The sequence below is a fragment of the Nocardioides sp. NPDC006273 genome (assembly GCF_040613495.1).
Lineage (GTDB): Bacteria > Actinomycetota > Actinomycetes > Propionibacteriales > Nocardioidaceae > Nocardioides.
The window spans coordinates 1-18,922 of the sequence record NZ_JBEXSD010000058.1 but is presented as its reverse complement, the minus strand read 5'-3'; the positions used below and the strand labels follow the sequence as shown (position 1 = coordinate 18,922).

The following is an 18,922-nucleotide window of genomic DNA, read 5'->3' as shown; positions in this document are numbered from 1 at the left end:
GCCATGCCAGGGCCCGACGTACAAGACCTTCTCGACGGCATCAGCGACGGCAAGCGGGCGGCGGTGTCACGGGCGATCACCTTGGTGGAGTCGACCAAGCCGCAGCACCGCGACATCGCGCGCGAGCTGCTCACCAAGCTCCCGGCGGGCGACACCGTGCGGGTCGGGATCTCCGGCGTTCCGGGGGTCGGCAAGTCGACCTTCATCGAGGCGCTCGGCAGCCGGCTGACCGCCAACGGCCTCAAGGTCGGGGTGCTGGCGGTCGACCCGTCCTCGGTACGCACCGGCGGCTCCGTCCTCGGCGACAAGACGCGCATGCAGCGACTCTCGGTGGACCCCAACGCCTTCATCCGGCCCTCGCCGTCCGCCGGGACGCTCGGCGGGGTCGCCCGGGCGACCGTGCAGGCGATGGCGGTGCTGGAGGCTGCCGGGTACGACGTGGTGCTGGTCGAGACGGTCGGCGTCGGTCAGTCCGAGGTGACGGTCGCGGGGATGGTGGACACGTTCCTGTTCCTCACCATCGCGCGCACCGGCGACCAGCTGCAGGGCATCAAGAAGGGCATCCTGGAGATCGCCGACGTGATCGCGGTCAACAAGGCGGACCCCGACGACCCCAACCGTGCCCAGGAGGCGCGTGCGGCCGCGCGCGAGCTCGCCGGTGCGCTCCGGCTGGTGCGCTCGCGCGAGGAGTGGGCGCCCCCGGTGGTCACCGCCTCGGCGCTGCACGACGACGGGGTCGACTCGGTCTGGGAGCAGGTGCTGGCGCACCGCGACCACCTCGGCGATGACGGCCTGCGCACCAAGCGCGCCGAGCAGCAGCTCGACTTCACCTGGGCGCTCGTCCGCGACGAGCTCGACCAGCGGCTCAAGCACTCCGAAGGCGTCAAGGCGATCCGCGACCAGGTGCGTGCCGAGGTGCTCTCCGGAGATCTTCCGGCGACCGTCGCTGCCGACCGGATCCTCGCCGCCTACGACAACGATTAGTCTGGCTGAACCATGCTGGAGCCTGCTGCCTTCCTCGCCGAGCGAGTCGATGCCTACGACGCCGAGCTGATCGACCTGCGCCGCGACATCCACGCGCACCCGGAGCTCTCCTGGCAGGAGCATCGCACCACCGAGCTGATCGTCGAGCGGCTGGAGAAGGCCGGCTGGCAGGTCGAGCGACCGTCCACGACCGGGCTGGTCGCCGACCTGGGCGGGGACGGGGCGGCCTCGAGGGTCGTCGCGCTGCGCGGCGACATGGACGCTCTGCCCGTCGACGACGTCACCACCGACGTCTGGACGAGCACCGTCCCCGGGGTCGCCCACGCCTGTGGCCACGACGTGCACACCACGGCCCTGCTCGGTGCCGGTCTGGCGTTGGCCGACCTGCACCGGAAGTCACCGCTGCCAGGGGGCGTACGCCTGCTGTTCCAGCCCGCCGAGGAGGTCATGCCCGGTGGCGCGCTGCACCTGATGAGCCTGGGTGCGCTCGACGACGTGGAGCGGATCTTCGCGCTGCACTGCGACCCGACCGTGGACGTCGGGCGCGTCGGGCTTCGTTCCGGTTCGCTGACCAGCGCGTCCGACGTGATCGACGTGCATCTCAGCGGCACCGGCGGCCACACCTCGCGCCCGCACCTGACCGGTGACCTGGTCTTCGCGCTCGCCAAGGTGACCACCGAGCTGCCGGTGATCCTGAGCCGGCGGATGGATCCCCGAGCTGGCATCAGCGTGGTGTGGGGCAAGGTCGCGGCCGGCCTGGCCCACAACGTGATCCCCGCCCACGGCACTGTCGGGGGGACGGTCCGGATCCTCGACAGCGACGCCTGGAGCGAGGTCGAGCACGTGGTGCGCGAGGTCGTCGCGGAGATCATCGCGCCCTACGGCGTGACGGCTGCGGTCGACTACACCCGAGGCGTCCCGCCGGTGAGCAACGACGAGGAGTCCCACCAGATCCTCGTCGACACGGTCCGTGACGTCCTCGGTGAGCGGGGCGGGGTCGTCACCGCGCAGAGCCTCGGTGGCGAGGACTTCGGCTGGTATCAGGAGCAGGTTCCGGGCTCGATGTTCCGCCTCGGCGTACGAACCCCCGGCGGCCCCACCTACGACCTCCACCAGGGCGACCTGCGCATCGACGAGCGCGCGGTCGGCGTCGGCGCCAAGGTCCTGGCCGCCGCCGCCCATCGCGCCCTCGCCCTCACCCCGACGAATCGGTAGAAATGGCGAGCCGAGAAATCACCTGTGGGCGACGAAACGGCAGTTTCGTCGCCCACAAGTGCAGTTTCGGCTGGTCAGCCTTTTCGATAAGGCACGCCGTCGGCGGCTGGTGCACGTGAGTGCCCGACCAGGCCGGCGACGGCGAAGATCGTGACCACGTAGGGCAGCATCAGCATGAACTGCGACGGCACCGGCGAGCCGATGACGGAGAGCACCGACTCGACGTTGGTGGCGAAGCCGAACAGCAGCGCAGCGAGGGTGGCCTTGATCGGGTCCCACTTGCCGAAGATGACCGCAGCCAAGGCGATATAGCCCGCACCGCCGGTCATCTCACGACCGAAGGACGGCACCGAGACGAGCGTGTACGTCGCCCCGCCGATGCCGACGATCGCGCCGGCCAGCAGCACCGTCCGATAGCGAGTGGCGATCACGTCGATGCCGACGGTGTCGGCGGCCTTCGGGTGCTCGCCGACCGCGCGCACCCGCAGGCCCCACTTGGAACGGTAGAGCGCCCAGGAGACGAGGAAGACCGCCGCGTACATCACGTAGACCAGCACGGTCTGGCGGAAGAAGATCGGCCCGAGGACCGGGATGCCGGACAGCAGCGGGATCTCCAGGCGCGGGAAGTGCGGAGGGTTGTTGAGCGCGCCGGCGTTCTCCGAGAGGACCTGGGAGAACATGAAGCTGGTGAACCCGATCACCAGCACGTTGAGGACGACGCCGACGATGACCTGCTCCACCCAGTAGGTGATCGCGAACAGGCCGAGCAGCAGCGCGACGAGCATGCCGGCGACCATCGCCGCGACCAGTCCCGCCCACGCCGAGCCGGTGAGCGAGGCGGTGATCGCCGCGCCGAAGGCGCCGAAGAGCAGCTGCCCGTCGATGGCGATGTTGACGACGCCCGCACGCTCACCGAGTACGCCGCCCAGAGCACCGAACACCAGCGGCACCGCGAGCGCGAGCGCACCGGCGAGCAGACCGACCATGGGAAGCGTCTTGCCCGCGACCGCCCAGGCCAGGAAGCCGCTCACCGCGAACACGGCGAAGGCAGCGACCACCACCAGGGGCGTCTTGAGCCTGGAGTAGGACCGCCAGGCAGCGAACGCCGTGCAGAGCAGGCATAGCAGCACAGCGGCCCAGACGATGCCGTTGGCAGGGAGCGAGACGTCCGGGATGGCGAACCAGTCGCCTTCCCGGCTCCACCGGAAGGTGGAGTCACCCTCGCGAGGGCCCACCAGGACGAGGAGGGCCACCAGGATCGTGAACACGCCCATGACGATCGGCGGCTTCCAGAGGCCGGGGATGCGTTCGGCGACGCCCGTGGCGTCGGCCTGGACCGGAAGATCGACAGCAGACACAGCGCTCAGGCCTCCTTCGTGGGGAGTCGGAAGATCGCCTTCACCAGTGGTGGCGCGGCGAGGAACAGCACGATCAGCGACTGCACCACCAAGACGATGTCGACCGGGATGCCTTCGGAGGCCTGCATGAAGAAGCCGCCCGACTTGAAGGCGCCGAAGAGGATTCCGGCGGCCAGGATGCCGAACGGACGCGACCGACCCAGCAGCGCGACGGTGATCGCGTCGAACCCGATCCCGGCATCGAGCCCGCCGGTCGCGCCGTCGGTCACCGAGCCGAGCACCTGGTTGACGCCCGCCATGCCGACCAGAGCGCCGGAGATCATGAAGGCGCTGGCGTAGGCGACGCCGACGTTGATGCCGGCCGCCTTCGCCGCCGCGGGGTTCTCACCAACGGCGCGGAACCGGTAGCCGAGCGAGGATCGGTTGAGGATCCACCAGACCAGGAACGTCGCCGCCACTGCGAGCAGGAACCCTGCGTGCAGGTTGAACTGCGGCCCGAGCAGGTCCGGCAGGATCGCCGACTCCGGCATCGGTGCGGACTTCGGGTTGGCCGAGCCAGGTGCCTGCAGCAGCGATTCGCGGGTCAGCGCGTAGAAGACCAGGTAGTAGCCGACGTAGTTGAGCATGATCGTGACGATCACCTCGTGGGCGCCGGTCAGCGCCTTCAGGATTCCCGCGATCCCGCCCCACAGAGCGGCGACCAGCGCGCCGGCGAGGATCGCCAGCGGCAGGTGCACGATCATCGGCAGGTCGAGCTTGACCGCGACGAACGCGGCGGCGGCGCCACCGAGCAGCATCTGGCCGCGGCCACCGATGTTGAAGAGTCCGGCGCGGAAGGTCAGACCGATGCCGAGCCCGGCCAGGGTCAGCGGCGCAGCGAACTTCAGCGTCTCGGTGATCGGCTTGATCTGCTGGGCGAACGTACCGGCCAGATCATTGAAGACCGCGCCTCGCCACAGCGAGACGTAGGCCCCCGAGATGGCCTCCCACGCGTAGAAGAACGTGTCGGAGGGGCGGGCGAAGAAGTAGGAGAGCCCGTAGCGGACGTCCTCGTCGGTGAAGAGGATCATCAGCGACCCGAAGAACATCGCCAGCACCACCGAGAGCACCGCGACGAGCGCGTTGCCCGTGGTGATCTCTCGCAGCGCCAGGTGCCAACGGCTCGCCTCGGGCACCCGGTCGGCGTCGGAGGCCGAGTCCTTCGTGCCCTCACCGACGCGATCGTCCGAGGTCGCCTCGGCAGACTCGGCCGGCTCGTTCTCCGGCCCCTTCTCGCTCACGAAATGCTCCCTTCAGGAGACTCGCCGGCCATCATCAGACCGAGGGTGTCGCGGGAGGTGTCGGCGGGGACGATGCCCACGACCCGCCCGCGGTAGAGGACCATGATCCGGTCGGCGAGAGCGGCGATCTCGTCGAGCTCGGAGGAAACGACGAGCACGGGGACACCCGAGTCCCGTGCCGCCACGATCTGCTTGTGGATGAACTCGATCGAACCGACGTCGACGCCGCGAGTCGGCTGAGAGGCGACGAGAAGCCGCAGGTCGCGGGAGAGCTCGCGCGCGACGACGACCTTCTGCTGGTTGCCGCCGGAGAGCTGTCCGGCCAGGGTCGAGACCCCGGGGGCGCGTACGTCGTACTCCGCCAGCTTCTCCTTGGCGAAGGTGTCGAGCTTCTTGAGGTTCAGCGAACCGCGGGAGACGAAGGGCTTGTCATAGCTGCGGTTGAGCATGAGGTTCTCGGCGATGGTGAAGTTGCTGACCAAGCCGTCGACCTGGCGGTCCTCGGGGATGAACCCGATGCCCGCCTCGAGTGCCTTGCGCACCGAGCGGCCCACGATCTCGCGACCGTCGAGGTTGATCGAGCCCTCGACGTGAGGAGACAGGCCGACGATCGCCTCGGTGAGCTCGGTCTGGCCGTTGCCCTGGACGCCGGCCACCGCGAGGATCTCACCGGCGTCGATGTGGAAGCTGATGCCGTCGACGTGGACGTGGCCGTCCTCGTCGGCGACGACGAGGTCGGAGACGACCAGCGCGCGCTTGCCCGGCTGGGCCGGTTCCTTGTGCACCTTGAGCTCGACCGGACGGCCGACCATCAGGGACGCGAGCTCGGCGTTGGAGGCCTCGGGGGAGGCCTCGCCGACCACCGTGCCGCGGCGGATGACCGTGATCCGGTCGGCCACCTCGCGCACCTCGCGGAGCTTGTGGGTGATGAACACGATGCCGGTGCCGGACTCCTTGAGTTGGCGCATGATCGCCATCAGCTCGTCGGTCTCCTGCGGAGTCAGTACGGCGGTCGGCTCGTCGAAGACGAGCACCTCGGCGTCACGGGAGAGCGCCTTGATGATCTCGACGCGCTGCTGCACACCGACCGGGAGGTCCTCGACGAGTGCGTCGGGGTCCACCTGGAACCCGAAGCGCTCGGAGATGTCCCGGACCAGCTTGCGGGCGGCGTCGAGGTCGAGCTTGCCCGCGAAACCGGTCGCCTCGTGACCGAGCATGACGTTCTCGGCCACCGTGAAGACGGGGATCAGCATGAAGTGCTGGTGCACCATGCCGATCCCGGCGGCCATCGCGTCGCCGGGGCCCTTGAAGCGCTGCGGCACGTCATCGATGAGGATCTCGCCCTCGTCGGCCTGGTAGAGGCCGTAGAGCACGTTCATCAGCGTGGACTTGCCCGCGCCGTTCTCGCCGAGGAGGCAGTGGATCTCACCTGGCTCGACGGTCAGTGAGATGTGGTCGTTGGCGACCAGGGAGCCGAAGCGCTTGGTGATGTCGCGAAGCGCGAGTCTCATGGCACGGATCATTCCTTGCAGGGATGGAGAAGTTCCAGAGGTACGTGGCGAGGGGGCCGGGTTCGCCGGCCCCCTCGTCGTGGTGGCCCCGCCGAGCGGTGCCACCGGGTGGCTTACTTGGCCAGGTAGGAGTTGACCTTGATCGAGCCGTCCTTGATGCCGGCGGTGACTTCCTCGATCTCGGCCGGAAGGGTCTCGGAGACCTTCGACTCGAAGTTGTGGAACGGCGCCAGGCCGACCCCGTCGTTCTCGAGGGTGCCGACGTAAGGCGTCGCGTCGAACTCGTCCTCACCGGCGGCCAGGACGACGTCCGTGGTGGACGTCTTCATGTTCTTCAGGATCGAGGTGAGCACGACGTCCTGGGTCTTCGGGTCGGTCTCGTAGAAGTCGGCGTCGACACCGATCAGGGCGACCTCCTTGCCGGAGTCCTCGATCGCGGTGAGCGCGCCCTGGTAGATCGGGCCACCGACCGGAAGGATCACGTCGGCGTCCTGCTGAATGATCTGGCGGGCGGTGTTGGTGGCCTTCTCGTTCGCGACGAACTCGCCGGTGAAGGAGCCCTTCTCGCCGCCCTCGTAGCCGACGACCTTGACGTCCTTGTTCTTCGTCTTCGCGTAGTACTCCACGCCCTGCTTGAAGCCGTCCATGAAGATGGTCACGGTCGGGAAGGGCTGGCCGCCGTAGGTGCCCACGACACCGGTCTTGGTGTAGTCGGCGGCGACGTAGCCGGCCAGGAAGGCGGCCTGAGCCGTGTCGTACAGGATCGGCTTGATGTTCTCGGCGTCGGTCTTGCCGTCGAAGTCGGCGTCGGCCGCATCGTCGATCAGGACGTACTCGGTCTCCGGGTTGGCCTTGGCGGACTCGATGGTCGCAGCGGACAGCGCGAACCCGACGGTCACGATGGTGTCGCAGCCCTGGCCGACGAGGCTCTCCAGGTTGGAGGTGTAGTCGTTGGGGCTGTTGGACTCGACGTCCTTGAACTTCGAGCCCAGCTCGTCGGCGGCTTCCTTCACGCCCTCGTAGCTGAGCTGGTTGAACGACTTGTCGTCGAAGCCGCCTTCGTCGGAGACGATGCAGGGCAGGTAGTCGCTGTTCCCCTCCCCGGCGCGCTCGGTCGGCGCCTCTCCGCACGCGCCGAGCGCGGCAGCGGTCATGACCGCGGCGAAACCGCCGGCGGCGGCCTTCTTGATGTTCTTCTTCACTGGTGCCTCCAGGTCGTTGCTCCGCGAAAAGCGTCGCAAAGGACATTCATGGTCCGAACGCTCTCCCCTATGACCGAGCAATTCCAGGGAATACGCGAACGGTTACCAACTTTTGATCTCGACGAAGCCTAAGCCTCCTGCGTTGCATTCGGTTATCTGGACAGGCTCTAAGGTCGGACCATGACCGAGAAACAGACGTACGCCGCAGACGGCTTTGACTGGGAAGGCCTGCGTGCGCACGCCGTCGACGCCGCAAAACATGCGTACGCGCCCTACTCCAGCTACCCCGTCGGGGTCGCCGGCTACGCAGACGACGGGCGCCTGCTGCAAGGGTGCAACGTGGAGAACGCTGGCTACGGCGTCACCCTGTGTGCCGAGTGCGGGCTCGTCTCGTCCCTGCACATGACCGGCGGCGGCCGGCTCACCCATGTCGTCTGTGTCAACGGCTCCGGGGAGGTCATCATGCCGTGCGGCCGTTGCCGCCAGCTGCTGTGGGAGAACGGCGGCCCGGAGCTGCTGCTGATGACCGTCTCGGGTGTGAAGCCGATGTCCGAGGTCCTCCCCGACGCCTTCGGTCCCGAGGACCTCGCGTAACCACCTCTCCGGGCGATCGTCGGCCTGACGCGTCGCCCGGTGGGAACCTGCGGGTCTCTCGCCTTACGCTGTCCGCATGGCGGAACATGATGCGGTCGAGGTGATCCTCGCCAAGCGCGACGGTGGCGAGCTGAGCGACTCGCAGATCGACTGGATGATCAAGGCCTACACGGCCGGGGACGTGGCCGAGGAGCAGATGTCGGCCCTCAACATGGCGATCCTGCTCAACGGGATGTCCCGGCGCGAGATCGCGCGGTGGACGGCGGCGATGATCGCCTCGGGGGAGCGGATGTCGTTCTCCTCCCTGGATCGCCCGACCGCCGACAAGCACTCCACGGGCGGCGTGGGCGACAAGATCACGCTGCCGCTGGCGCCGCTCGTCGCCGCGTGCGGCGTCGCGGTGCCGCAGCTGTCCGGTCGCGGCCTCGGCCACACCGGTGGCACGCTCGACAAGCTCGAGTCGATCCCCGGGTGGCGGGCCTCGCTGTCCAACGAGGAGATGATGGCCCAGCTCGGCTCGGTCGGCGCGGTGATCTGCGCGGCCGGTGAAGGGCTCGCTCCGGCCGACCGCAAGCTCTACGCGCTGCGCGACGTGACCGGCACGGTCGAGGCGATCCCACTGATCGCCTCCTCGATCATGTCCAAGAAGATCGCCGAGGGCACCGGTGCGTTGGTGCTCGACGTCAAGGTCGGTGCCGGGGCATTCATGAAGACGCTGCCGGCCGCGCAGGAGCTCGCGCGCACCATGGTCGACCTCGGCACCGATGCCGGCGTCAACACGGTTGCGCTCGTGACCGACATGGCCACGCCGCTCGGCCTGACCGCGGGCAACGCGATCGAGGTCGCGGAGTCCGTCGAGGTCCTCGCCGGCGGCGGCCCTGCCGACGTCGTCGAGCTCACCGTCGCGCTGGCCCGGGAGATGCTCGCCGCAGCCGGTGTCTCCGGTCCGGACCCGGCCGACCTGCTCGCCTCCGGCAAGGCCATGGACGCCTGGCGGGCGATGATCTCTGCCCAGGGCGGCGATCCGTCGGCGCCGCTGCCGGTCGCACGTGAGACCCACGTCGTCACCGCACCGACCTCCGGTGTGCTGACCCGGCTCGACGCGATGGCCGTCGGGCTCGCCGCGTGGCGGCTTGGCGCCGGGCGGGCGCGCAAGGAGGACCAGGTCCAGGCCGGGGCCGGGGTCACCTGGCACGCTCGCCCGGGCGACCCGGTTGCTGCTGGCGCGCCGCTCTTCACGCTTCACACCGACACGCCTGAGCGCTTCGACCGGGCGCTCGCGGCGCTCGAGGGTGGCTACGAGATCGGGGACGGGGCGGCGTACGAGGCGACGCCGTTGATCCTCGACCGCATCGGCTGATCCGCCGACCGCCGACCGCCGATCGAGCGTGTTCGGCCCGGCTCGGCGAGCTGTAACACGTCGTTCGTAGGACTACTCGCCCTTTATAACGACCGGATAGTCCTACGAACAGCGTGTTACCCCTCGGCCGAGGGGGGGGATAACCGTTCGCTTCCCACTCCGCCGGACCGCCAGACTTCACCCATGAAGATCGTCAAGCCACCCAAGGCCGTCGCGGGCGACAAGGTCGCCGTGCTCTCACCCTCGTTCGCCGCGCCCGGGGTGGCGCCGGCGATCCACGAGCAGGCGATGTCGCGGTTGGCCGAGGTGACCGGGTTGGTGCCGGTCGAGTATCCGGCGACCCGGAAGCTGGGTGCGACGGCGCAGGAGCGCGCGGCGGATCTGAACGCCGCGTTCGCCGACCCGGAGATCCGGGCGGTGCTGGCGACCATCGGTGGCGAGGACCAGATCACCGTGATCTCGCATCTCGACGCCGACCTCCTGAGAGCCGACCCGAAGCCGTTCCTGGGCTACAGCGACAACACCAACCTGCTCAACTGGCTGTGGACCAACGGCGTGGCCGCGTTCCACGGCGGGTCGACCCAGGTCCACCTCGGCCCCGGTCCGGGGCTCGACCCGATCCACGAGGCCTCGCTCAAGGCCGCGCTCCTCACCGGCGAAACCCTGGAGATCACCGAGCCGGGCGAGTCCGAGGACATCGGGCACGACTGGCAGGACCCGCGTGCGCTGACCGAATACGGTGAGCGTGAGGCGACCGAGCCCTGGACGTGGGCGGGTCCGGAACGGAAGATCACCGGCCCCACCTGGGGCGGCTGCATCGAGATCATGCAGTGGGTGCTGACCGCCGGACGCTTCCCGGTCGACCCGGGGATGCTGGCGGGCGGCGTACTCCTTCTGGAGACTTCCGAGGAGCTCATCCCGGCTCGCGAGTTCGGCTGGATCACCCGCGCGCTGGGTGAGCGAGGGCTGCTCGAGGCGGTCGACGCGGTCATCGTCGCGCGCCCGCCGACGTCGGACTTCGAGCGCCGACCCAGCGCCGAGGAGCGCGCCGCCAAGCGGGCCGAGCAGCGTGACGCGGCGATCGAGACGGTCGCCCGCTACAACTCCGACGCGGTGGTCGTCGTCGGCCCGCCGTTCGGGCACACCCGGCCGCAGTGGATCGTGCCGTACGGCGGCGAGATGACTGTCGACGGCACGACCCAGCGACTGTGGGCCGACTACTCCTGAGGCGTCAGGACTCCAGCAGGAGCACGACCGACTCCGCGACGCATGCGGGCTTGTCGGCGCCTTCGATCTCGATGACGGTCTTGACGACGAGCTGGAGGCCGGTGGGGAGCTCGGTGACCTCACCGAAGGCGACGGCCGCGCGGACGCGGGAGCCGACCAGGACCGGGGTGGGGAACCGGACCTTGTTGAGGCCGTAGTTGAGCTTCGCGCCCGGCGTCTCCAGCGAGTAGACGCTCAGCCCGAGGTAGGGGAGGAGGGACAGGGTGAGGTAGCCGTGAGCGATGGTGCCCCCGAACGGGCCCTCCTTGGCCCGTGACTCGTCCACGTGGATCCACTGGTGGTCGCCGGTGGCGTCGGCGAACGCGTTGACGCGGTCCTGGTCGACCTGGAGCCATTCGCCGGTGCCGATCTCGGTGCCGGCAGCTGCGGAGACTTCTTCGAGAGAGGTGAATGTGCGCACAGCCCGGAATCTAGCCTGATGCGGAACAATGGGCCCATGAAACCGTCCGACATGCAGATCAAGGCCGCCCCGAAGGTGCTGCTCCACGACCACCTCGACGGCGGTCTACGCCCCTCCACGATCATCGAGCTCGCCGCCGAGGTGGGACACCAGCTCCCGGAGGGCACCCAGAACGACCCGGTCGCGCTGGAGGAGTGGTTCGTCACCAGCGCCGACTCCGGGTCGTTGGAGCGCTACCTCGACACCTTCGCGCACACGCTGGCGGTGCTGCAGACGCTGCCCGCCCTGACCAGGGTGGCCCGCGAGTGCGTCGAGGACCTGGCCGAGGACGGGGTCGTCTATGCCGAGGTTCGCTGGGCGCCGGAGCTCCACGTGGCCACCGGCCACGAGCTGGACGAGGTCGTCTCGGCCGTCCAGGCCGGGTTCGACGAGGGGATGGCGGCGGTCGCGACCACAGGCCGGAAGATCGTCGTACGCCAGCTGCTCACCGCCATGCGCCAGGCCGCTCGTGCCGCCGAGATCGCCGAGCTGGCGGTGACCTGGCGCGACCGCGGAGTGGCCGGGTTCGACATCGCCGGTCCGGAGAAGGGCTTCCCACCGAGCCGGTTCCTGGCGGCGTTCGAGCAGCTGGCCGCCGACAACATGCGCTTCACCATCCACGCCGGCGAGGGCTTCGGGCTGCCATCGATCTGGGAGGCCGTCCACCCGTGCGGGTGCGACCGACTCGGTCACGGGGTACGGATCGTCGATGACATCACCGTCGAGGAGGGCGAGGCGCCGCGGCTCGGCAGGCTCGCTGCGTACGTTCGGGACCGGCGGATCCCGCTCGAGCTCTGCCCGCGCTCCAACGTGCAGACCGGGGCCGCCAAGTCGATCGCCGAGCACCCGATCGGGCTCCTCTACGACCTCGGGTTCCGGGTCACCATCAACACCGACAACCGGCTGATGTCACGCACCTCGATGACCTCGGAGATGACCGGCATCGTCGAGGCCTTCGGCTGGGGCCTTCCCGAGCTCCAGCGGCTGACGACCAACGCGATGAAGTCCGCGTTCATCCCCTACGACGAGCGGGTCGACCTGATCCACGAGATCAAGGACGCGTACGCAGCCCTATGAGTCGCTTGATGGCGACGTAGCCGTGCTTCGGATAGACCGCGGTGCAGCCCTTGGCGACCGCGTCCGCGACCACCTGCGGCTGCGCGCGCATCAGCGCCAGGCCCCGCTTGACCAACACGTTCGGGGGTTTGCGGTGTTCGCGGAGATCGCGGGTGAGGCGGCGCCAGAAGGTCACCGTCGGGGACTGGGTGACGCAGTAGGCGGCAGCCAGCAGCCCCGCGGTGCGGCAGTCGGCCACGATGTCCTGGGCGAAGATGCCCTCGGCGAGGAAGAACGGTTCGTCGCCGAGGGCCAGGGTCTGCCAGCCGGTGCGGCCGTCGTGGGCGATGTCGTAGACCGGCACGTCCGCGGCGCCCGTCTCGCAGAGATGGGCGATCGTCTTCAACGCGTCGTCGGGGAGCCAGGAGTCGGGGTGGTCCCAGTCGACCAGGCCCGCGTTGGGGCCCTCGGTGATCCGGGGGAGCGAGGGGTCGGGGCCGTCCTTGTAGAAATCGTCCAACCGGAGGACCGGCAGGCCCAGCCGTTCGGCTAGACGGGACTTTCCGGCGCCGGAAGGGCCGGCGAGGACGATGACCTGAGCACGCACCGGGGCATTCTCCCCTGTCGCCGGCCGAAGTCAGTAGCCGGCGGCCGACCCCGGCGCCCCGGCGAGCAGCGCGCGCGAGCCCGAGACCCCGAGCCTGGACGCTCCGGCGTCGATCATCTGCTCGGCCTGCTCCATGGTGCGCACCCCGCCCGAGGCCTTGACCCCGACGTCGGGGCCGACGGTCTTGCGCATCAGCTCCACCGCGTGGACGCTGGCGCCGCCGGCGGGGTGGAAGCCGGTGGAGGTCTTCACGAAGTCGGCGCCCGCGCGCACGGCTGCCTGGCACACGCCCACGATCTCGTCGTCCTCGAGTGCCGCGGACTCGATGATCACCTTGAGCACGGTGGGGGCGGGAACGGCTGCGCGGACCGCGGCGATGTCGGCCTCGACATCGGTGTAGCGCTTCTCCTTCGCGGCCCCGACGTCGATGACCATGTCGACCTCGTCGGCGCCGGCCTCGACCGCCGTAGCCGCCTCGGCGGCCTTGATCGAGGAGGTGTGCTTGCCGCTGGGGAAGCCGCACACGACGGCGATCTTGAGCTCGGCCGGAGCGTTGACAGGGAGCATCGACGGCGAGACGCACACCGAATAGGTGCCGAGCTCGGCGGCCTCCAGGATCAGCGCCTCGACGTCGGCGCGGGTCGCCTCGGGCTTGAGGAGAGTGTGGTCGATCAGCTTCGCGATGTCAGAGGCGTTAGGCACTGGTTCAGCATACGAGGGCTGACGACGTGGGGATCAATAGGCGCCTGGCCGGCGCATTCCTATTGGTCCCCACGTCGTAAGGTGTGCGCCGTGAATGACGATCAGCCCGAGGAGTGGTTCCGCAACTCCAGCAGCACCGTATGGGGTCTCCTCTCGATGGGGGCCGCGCTTGCGGTGATCGTGCTCGACGCGGTCACCGGCTGGCACCTCGAGACGACGGTTGGCGGACTGCTCTTCGCGCTGGTGGCATACGCCGCGTTCATCCGCACGAAGGTCGGGGTCAGCGAGGGCGACTTCGTCCTGCACCACCTCTACTCGACCGTGCGTTTCCCGATGGCCGCGCTGGAGCGCGTCTCGGTCGGCCGCACCCTCGGCGCCTACGCGGGCGGCCGCACCTACGTCAGTGGTGCCGTGGGCCGTCCGCTGCGCGAGGCGGTCAAGAAGAAGCGGGACCACATGCCGCTGACCAACCACGCCGACTTCATCGAGGAGCGGCTCAACTCGCTGGCCCAGGACGCGCGCGACCGGCGCCGGGTCAAGCAGGACTCCGACGAGCAGTTCGCCCTCGCCGAGGACGTACGCCGCAGCTGGGACTGGCCGCTGATCGCCGTCACCGCCGCGGTGGCCGTCGTCTTCGTGGTCCTTCTCGTCCTCTGACCCCTACCAGCGGTTGAGCTAGAGACCGAGGGCGGCGCGGATGTCGACCTTGAGCGCCCCGAGCGCGATCTCGGCGCCGGCGTGCGCCTCCGCCAGCGCAGAGGCGTCGGCGACGGGCTGCACGACCTCGAGGTAGCACTTGATCTTGGGCTCGGTGCCGCTGGGCCGCACGATCACCCGGGACCCGCCGGCCAGCTGGTAGCGGATCCCGTCGGTCGGCGGCAGACCGCCCTCGCCGAGGGCCAGATCGTCCATCTGCAGCACCGCTGAACCGGCGAGCGCGGTGACGGGGCGGTCGCGGAGTCGCTGCATCCCGGCGGCGATCTGCGCCGGGTCCTCGAGCCGGATGGAGAGCTGTGAGGTCGCGTGCAGGCCGTGCGCGACCGCGAGCTCGTCGAGCAGGTCGGCCAGGTCGCGCCCCTCCGCCTTCAGCGAAGCCGCGAGCTCGCACAGGAGGAGCAGCGCCGAGATGCCGTCCTTGTCGCGGACGTGCTCGGGGTCGACGCAGTAGCCCAACGCCTCCTCGTAGCCGAAGGCGAGGCCGGGCGCGCGCGAGATCCACTTGAAGCCGGTGAGCGTCTCGGCGTAGGTCTGCCCGGCGGCCTCCGCGATCTTCCCGAGCAGGGAGGAGGAGACGATCGAGGCGGCGTACGTCCCGGTGACGCCCTTGCGGATCAGGTGGGTCGCCAGCAGCGCGCCGACCTCGTCACCGGTCAGCATCCGCCACTTCTTGCCGGCCACCGGGATCGCGGCAGCGCAGCGGTCGGCGTCCGGGTCGTTGGCGATGACCAGGTCGACGCCCTTCTTGCTCGCCAGCGCGATCGCCCGGTCCATCGCGCCGGGCTCCTCGGGGTTGGGGAAGGCGACGGTCGGGAACTCGGGGTCGGGCCGCTCCTGCTCCTTGACGACGTTGGGTGCGGGGAAGCCGGCGAACTTCATCGCCAGCTGCACCAGGTCGCCGCCGACACCGTGCAGCGGCGTGTAGACGGTCGTGAGGTCGCGAGCACCGCCCTCGTCGAGCAGCCCGACGACCGTGTCGAGATAGCTGTCGACCAGGTCCTCGCTGATCGTGCGCCCGGGGGCGCCCCGGGTGACCGAGCTGATCTTGTCGACCGCCGCGATCCGCTTCGCGATCTCGGCATCCGCCGGGGACACGATCTGCGAGCCGTCGCCGAGGTAGACCTTGTAGCCGTTGTCCTGCGGCGGGTTGTGGCTGGCCGTCACCATCACCCCGGCGCTCGCGTCGAGAGCCTTGACGGCGTACGCCAGGACCGGGGTCGGCAGCGAACGCGGCATCACCAGCGCGTGGAGACCCGCTCCGGTCATCACCTCGGCGGTGTCGAGGGCGAAGACGTCGGAGTTGTGCCGGGCGTCGTAGCCGATCACCACCGGCCCCTGCGCGCCGGTGGCGAGCAGGTAGCGGGCCAGTCCTGCGGCGGCCTTGATGACGACCACCCGGTTCATCCGGTTGGGCCCGGCCCCGAGCGCTCCTCGGAGCCCGGCGGTGCCGAACTGGAGCGTGCCGGAGAACCTGTCGGCCAGCTCGGCGACGGCGCCCGGGTCTGTGGAGGTCAGCAGGCTCTCGAGCTCGGCTCGGGTCTGCTCGTCGGGGTCGCCGGCGAGCCATTCCCGTGCCTGGACCACGAGCGCGGACTGGTCGGTGGGGATCATGGATCCGACCCTAGGTCATCATCTGCCCGGAGGCTCAGATCTTGGGCACCAGGTCGCTGAGGAGCGCGCCCATCCGGGTGGCGGCGTTGCGACCGGCCTCCAGGACCTCGGCGTGGTCCAGCGGCTGGTCGGAGATGCCGGCGGCGAGGTTGGTGACGAGCGAGATCCCGAGGATCTCCATGCCGGCCTCACGGGCCGCGATCGCCTCGAGAGTGGTCGACATGCCGACCAGGTCACCGCCGAGGATCCCGGCCATCTTCACCTCGGCCGGGGTCTCGTAGTGGGGGCCGGTGAACTGGACGTACACGCCCTCGTCCAGGGAGGAGTCGACCTGCTTGGCCAGGCCACGTAGACGGGCCGAGTAGAGGTCGGTGAGGTCGACGAAGTTCGCGCCGACCAGCGGCGAGGACGCGGTGAGGTTGATGTGGTCCTTGATCAGGACCGGAGTGCCGGGGGACCACGACGGGTTGAGGCCGCCGCAGCCGTTGGTGAGGACCATCGTCGAGCAGCCCGCGGCCGCGGCGGTGCGGACCGGGTGCACGACCGCGGCGACGCCCTTGCCCTCGTAGAAGTGGGTGCGGCTGAGGAAGAGGAGCAGGTTGCGGCCGTTGGCCGCCCGGATGGAGCGGATCTTGCCGCTGTGACCGGCGACGGCGGCGGCGCTGAAGCCGGGCAGGTCGGTGGTCGAGATCTCGGTGTAGTCCTCGCCGAGCGCGTCGGCGGCGGGCAGCCAGCCCGAGCCCAGCACCAGCGCGATGTCGTGCTTCTCGACGCCGGTCTTCTCAGCGAGCGCGGCGGCGGCTTCCTTGGCGAGTTCGTAAGGCGTGGTCACTCGCTGAGTTTAGACCTGGTCTCGACGAGCTCGACCACCGCCAGGAGCCTCAATCGTTGGACCGGCAGGGCCTCGTACGCAGCGCGTGCACGTAGTCGTCCGGCGCCCCGGCCGCCTCGGCGGCATCGGCCAGCGCGCCCAGGTAGCGGGCATCCGGGATCCCACCCTCGTACGTGTCGAGCACATAGGCCTCGCAGAGCAGGTCCTCGGCGAGGGCGGAGATCCGCACCTTGGCCTTGAAGTAGAGGCCGATGTCGGCCAGCTCCCACTTCTCCAGCGCCTCCATGTCCTGGTCGACGACGTCGTAGACGGCGACGAAGACCTGCTCGAACGGATCCTGGACGATGGTGACCATCGGTCCCTCGCCCATGGCGTTGTCCTCGCCGCCGAAGGTGAGCCGCCACCCGCTGAGCCAGCCGGTGGTCCGCAGCGGTGAATGGGGGCAGCGCTCGCTCATCAGCGCAGGGTCGAGGTTGACGCCATAGGCCGCGTAGAGAGTCACGGAACACGAGGTTACCGCTCAGTCGCTGGTCCGACTGGGATCTGTGTGTTATCCGCGGTCTACCCTTGGATGCGTGACCCACTTTGATGTTCTCGTCCTCGGCGCTGGCCCCGGTGGCTACGTCGCCGCCATCCGTGCCGCTCAGCTCGGCAAGTCCGTCGCCGTCGTCGAGAAGCAGTACTGGGGTGGTGTCTGCCTCAACGTCGGCTGCATCCCCTCCAAGGCGCTGCTCCGCAACGCTGAGATCGCGCACATCATCACGCACGAGAAGAAGACCTTCGGCATCTCCGGCGACGCCACGATGGACTTCTCCACGACCTGGAAGCGCAGCCGCAGCGTGGCCGACGCGAGCGCCAAGGGCGTCCACTACCTGATGAAGAAGAACAAGATCACCGAGATCGACGGCTGGGGCACGCTCGCCGGGCCGAAGTCGATCGATGTCGAGGGCAACGACGGTGCGAAGACCTCCTACACCTTCGACAACCTCATCATCGGCACCGGCGCGACCGTCCGCTCGGTCCCGGGTGTCGTGCCCAACGGGCAGAACATCGTGACCTACGAGGAGCAGATCCTCACCGAGGAGCTGCCGAGCTCGATCATCATCGGCGGCTCGGGCGCGATCGGCGTCGAGTTCGCCTACGTGCTGAAGAACTTCGGTGTGGACGTCACGATCGTCGAGTTCCTCGACCGGATGGTGCCGACCGAGGACGCCGACGTGTCCAAGGAGCTGCTGCGTCAGTACAAGAAGCTCGGCGTCAACGTGATGCTCTCGACCGCGGTCAAGGGCGCCGAGGACACCGGCTCCGGCGTGAAGGTCACGGTGGCCCCGGCCGCCGGCGGCGAGGAGCAGGTGATCGAGGCCGACAAGTTCCTGGCGGCCTTCGGGTTCGCGCCGCGGGTCGAGGGCTTCGGCCTCGAGAAGACCGGCGTCGAGCTCACCGACCGGGGCGCGATCGCGATCGACGCCCGTGGCCGCACCAACGTCGAGGGCATCTACGCCATCGGTGACTGCACCGGCAAGCTGATGCTCGCCCACACCGCCGAGGCGATGGGTGTCGTCGCCGCGGAGACCATCGCGGACGCCGAGACCATGGAGATCAACTTCGACATGATCCCGCGGGCGACGTTCTGCCAGCCGCAGATCGCGTCGTTCGGCTACTCCGAGGCGCAGGCCAAGGAGAAGGGCTTCGACGTCAAGACCTCCTCCTTCCCGTTCTCCGCCAACGGCAAGGCCCGTGGCATGGCCGAGGGTGTCGGCTTCGTGAAGATCGTCGCCGACGCCGAGCACAACGAGATCCTCGGCGCTCACATGATCGGCCCCGAGGTCACCGAGCTGCTGCCCGCGCTGACTCTCGCCCAGCAGTGGGACCTGACCGCCGACGAGGTCGCGCGCAACGTCTTCGCCCACCCGACGCTCTCGGAGGCGATGAAGGAAGCCATCGAGGGCATCGCGGGTCACATGATCAACCTCTGATCCGGTCGATTCGACGCAAGAGGCCCGGGGCCCGCGCACATCGCGTGGCTCCGGGCCTCTTCGCGTCTGCCGGCCAGTCCGTGTGGGTCGGCTAGTTGTGATGCCCAGCCAGGTTGTTCAACCTGGTGATGGGTGCGGCCTTCCCGATTGCTGAGTGGGGTCGGTGATGGTTGTACTCGTGGACCCATCCT

At 69.1% G+C, this 18,922-nt stretch carries 19 protein-coding genes; 8 read left to right on the top strand and 11 right to left on the bottom strand.

The features are described from left to right. The first annotated feature begins 3 nt into the window (after positions 1–3). Both meaB and ABZZ22_RS21645 read left to right on the top strand, forming a co-directional pair. Entirely contained in the window at positions 4–984 is a 981-nt protein-coding gene (meaB, locus tag ABZZ22_RS21650) for a methylmalonyl Co-A mutase-associated GTPase MeaB (RefSeq protein ID WP_354935685.1), read from the top strand. 12 nt (positions 985–996) lie between these two features. After that, on the top strand, positions 997–2,199 hold the full coding sequence (locus ABZZ22_RS21645) for an amidohydrolase (RefSeq protein WP_354935682.1): 1,203 nt from the start codon (positions 997–999) through the stop codon (positions 2,197–2,199). A 74-nt stretch (positions 2,200–2,273) separates the two neighbouring features. Here the strand turns inward: ABZZ22_RS21645 and ABZZ22_RS21640 are convergent, their stop codons facing one another. The 4 genes from ABZZ22_RS21640 to ABZZ22_RS21625 form a co-directional block, all read right to left on the bottom strand. Beyond that, positions 2,274–3,557 (bottom strand): ABC transporter permease, encoded by a 1,284-nt coding sequence (locus ABZZ22_RS21640; RefSeq protein ID WP_354935680.1) that lies wholly within the window; start codon positions 3,555–3,557, stop codon positions 2,274–2,276. A 5-nt stretch (positions 3,558–3,562) separates the two neighbouring features. Next, positions 3,563–4,837, bottom strand: a complete 1,275-nt coding sequence (locus ABZZ22_RS21635; RefSeq protein WP_354935678.1) for an ABC transporter permease — start codon at positions 4,835–4,837, stop codon at positions 3,563–3,565. Further along, entirely contained in the window at positions 4,834–6,348 is a 1,515-nt protein-coding gene (locus ABZZ22_RS21630) for an ABC transporter ATP-binding protein (RefSeq protein WP_354935675.1), read from the bottom strand. Before ABZZ22_RS21630 ends, ABZZ22_RS21635 begins: the two co-directional genes overlap by 4 nt. A gap of 113 nt (positions 6,349–6,461) precedes the next feature. Next, on the bottom strand, positions 6,462–7,550 hold the full coding sequence (locus tag ABZZ22_RS21625; RefSeq protein WP_354935672.1) for a BMP family ABC transporter substrate-binding protein: 1,089 nt from the start codon (positions 7,548–7,550) through the stop codon (positions 6,462–6,464). A 180-nt stretch (positions 7,551–7,730) separates the two neighbouring features. On the opposite strand from ABZZ22_RS21625, the gene ABZZ22_RS21620 reads away from it, so the two are divergent. The 3 genes from ABZZ22_RS21620 (at position 7,731) to ABZZ22_RS21610 (ending at position 10,731) form a co-directional block, all read left to right on the top strand. Further along, positions 7,731–8,144 carry a cytidine deaminase gene (locus ABZZ22_RS21620; RefSeq protein WP_354935668.1) on the top strand — a complete coding sequence of 138 codons (414 nt, stop codon included), beginning with the start codon at positions 7,731–7,733 and terminating at the stop codon, positions 8,142–8,144. 76 nt (positions 8,145–8,220) lie between these two features. After that, positions 8,221–9,504: a thymidine phosphorylase gene (locus ABZZ22_RS21615; RefSeq protein WP_354935665.1), complete on the top strand. Its 1,284-nt coding sequence runs from the start codon at positions 8,221–8,223 to the stop codon at positions 9,502–9,504. A gap of 183 nt (positions 9,505–9,687) precedes the next feature. Continuing rightward, complete coding sequence (locus ABZZ22_RS21610; RefSeq protein WP_354935662.1) at positions 9,688–10,731, top strand: S66 peptidase family protein; 1,044 nt, start codon at positions 9,688–9,690, stop codon at positions 10,729–10,731. A 4-nt stretch (positions 10,732–10,735) separates the two neighbouring features. Here the strand turns inward: ABZZ22_RS21610 and ABZZ22_RS21605 are convergent, their stop codons facing one another. Beyond that, positions 10,736–11,191: a MaoC family dehydratase gene (locus ABZZ22_RS21605; RefSeq protein WP_354935659.1), complete on the bottom strand. Its 456-nt coding sequence runs from the start codon at positions 11,189–11,191 to the stop codon at positions 10,736–10,738. 36 nt (positions 11,192–11,227) lie between these two features. Here ABZZ22_RS21605 and ABZZ22_RS21600 point away from each other — a divergent pair, with 36 nt between their 5' ends. Continuing rightward, on the top strand, positions 11,228–12,307 hold the full coding sequence (locus ABZZ22_RS21600) for an adenosine deaminase (RefSeq protein WP_354935656.1): 1,080 nt from the start codon (positions 11,228–11,230) through the stop codon (positions 12,305–12,307). Here ABZZ22_RS21600 and ABZZ22_RS21595 read toward each other — a convergent pair. Further along, a complete protein-coding gene (locus ABZZ22_RS21595) occupies positions 12,282–12,893 on the bottom strand; it encodes an ATP-binding protein (protein WP_354935653.1) in 612 nt (203 codons plus the stop codon). The genes ABZZ22_RS21600 and ABZZ22_RS21595 overlap by 26 nt on opposite strands. Positions 12,894–12,923: 30 nt before the next feature. Further along, a complete protein-coding gene (gene deoC, locus ABZZ22_RS21590) occupies positions 12,924–13,595 on the bottom strand; it encodes a deoxyribose-phosphate aldolase (RefSeq protein ID WP_354935650.1) in 672 nt (223 codons plus the stop codon). A gap of 90 nt (positions 13,596–13,685) precedes the next feature. Here deoC and ABZZ22_RS21585 point away from each other — a divergent pair, with 90 nt between their 5' ends. Beyond that, positions 13,686–14,252, top strand: a complete 567-nt coding sequence (locus ABZZ22_RS21585; protein WP_354935647.1) for a hypothetical protein — start codon at positions 13,686–13,688, stop codon at positions 14,250–14,252. An 18-nt stretch (positions 14,253–14,270) separates the two neighbouring features. Here the strand turns inward: ABZZ22_RS21585 and ABZZ22_RS21580 are convergent, their stop codons facing one another. The 3 genes from ABZZ22_RS21580 to ABZZ22_RS21570 are packed head-to-tail and all read right to left on the bottom strand — an operon-like array spanning position 14,271 to position 17,257. Then, a complete protein-coding gene (locus ABZZ22_RS21580; protein ID WP_354935644.1) occupies positions 14,271–15,923 on the bottom strand; it encodes a phospho-sugar mutase in 1,653 nt (550 codons plus the stop codon). Between the two features lie 34 nt (positions 15,924–15,957). Then, positions 15,958–16,755, bottom strand: coding sequence for a purine-nucleoside phosphorylase (locus ABZZ22_RS21575; RefSeq protein ID WP_354935641.1), 798 nt, complete (start codon positions 16,753–16,755; stop codon positions 15,958–15,960). A 49-nt stretch (positions 16,756–16,804) separates the two neighbouring features. Then, positions 16,805–17,257, bottom strand: coding sequence for a gamma-glutamylcyclotransferase family protein (locus ABZZ22_RS21570; RefSeq protein ID WP_179656164.1), 453 nt, complete (start codon positions 17,255–17,257; stop codon positions 16,805–16,807). Positions 17,258–17,330: 73 nt separating this feature from the next. Here ABZZ22_RS21570 and lpdA point away from each other — a divergent pair, with 73 nt between their 5' ends. After that, on the top strand, positions 17,331–18,731 hold the full coding sequence (gene lpdA, locus ABZZ22_RS21565; protein WP_354935638.1) for a dihydrolipoyl dehydrogenase: 1,401 nt from the start codon (positions 17,331–17,333) through the stop codon (positions 18,729–18,731). Between the two features lie 91 nt (positions 18,732–18,822). On the opposite strand, the gene ABZZ22_RS21560 is transcribed toward lpdA, so the two are convergent. Beyond that, a partial coding sequence (locus ABZZ22_RS21560) for an integrase core domain-containing protein (protein WP_354935743.1) occupies positions 18,823–18,922 on the bottom strand: 100 nt, incomplete at its 5' end.

Excerpts from the sequence above, each read along its gene's own strand:
- meaB (WP_354935685.1), top strand. The coding sequence starts at position 4 with ATGCCAGGGCCCGACGTACAAGACCTTCTCGACGGCATCAGCGACGGC.
- ABZZ22_RS21600 (WP_354935656.1), top strand. The coding sequence starts at position 11,228 with ATGAAACCGTCCGACATGCAGATCAAGGCCGCCCCGAAGGTGCTGCTC.
- ABZZ22_RS21615 (WP_354935665.1), top strand. The coding sequence starts at position 8,221 with ATGGCGGAACATGATGCGGTCGAGGTGATCCTCGCCAAGCGCGACGGT.
- ABZZ22_RS21620 (WP_354935668.1), top strand. The coding sequence starts at position 7,731 with ATGACCGAGAAACAGACGTACGCCGCAGACGGCTTTGACTGGGAAGGC.
- ABZZ22_RS21580 (WP_354935644.1), bottom strand. The coding sequence starts at position 15,923 with ATGATCCCCACCGACCAGTCCGCGCTCGTGGTCCAGGCACGGGAATGG.
- ABZZ22_RS21610 (WP_354935662.1), top strand. The coding sequence starts at position 9,688 with ATGAAGATCGTCAAGCCACCCAAGGCCGTCGCGGGCGACAAGGTCGCC.
- ABZZ22_RS21630 (WP_354935675.1), bottom strand. The coding sequence starts at position 6,348 with ATGAGACTCGCGCTTCGCGACATCACCAAGCGCTTCGGCTCCCTGGTC.
- ABZZ22_RS21645 (WP_354935682.1), top strand. The coding sequence starts at position 997 with ATGCTGGAGCCTGCTGCCTTCCTCGCCGAGCGAGTCGATGCCTACGAC.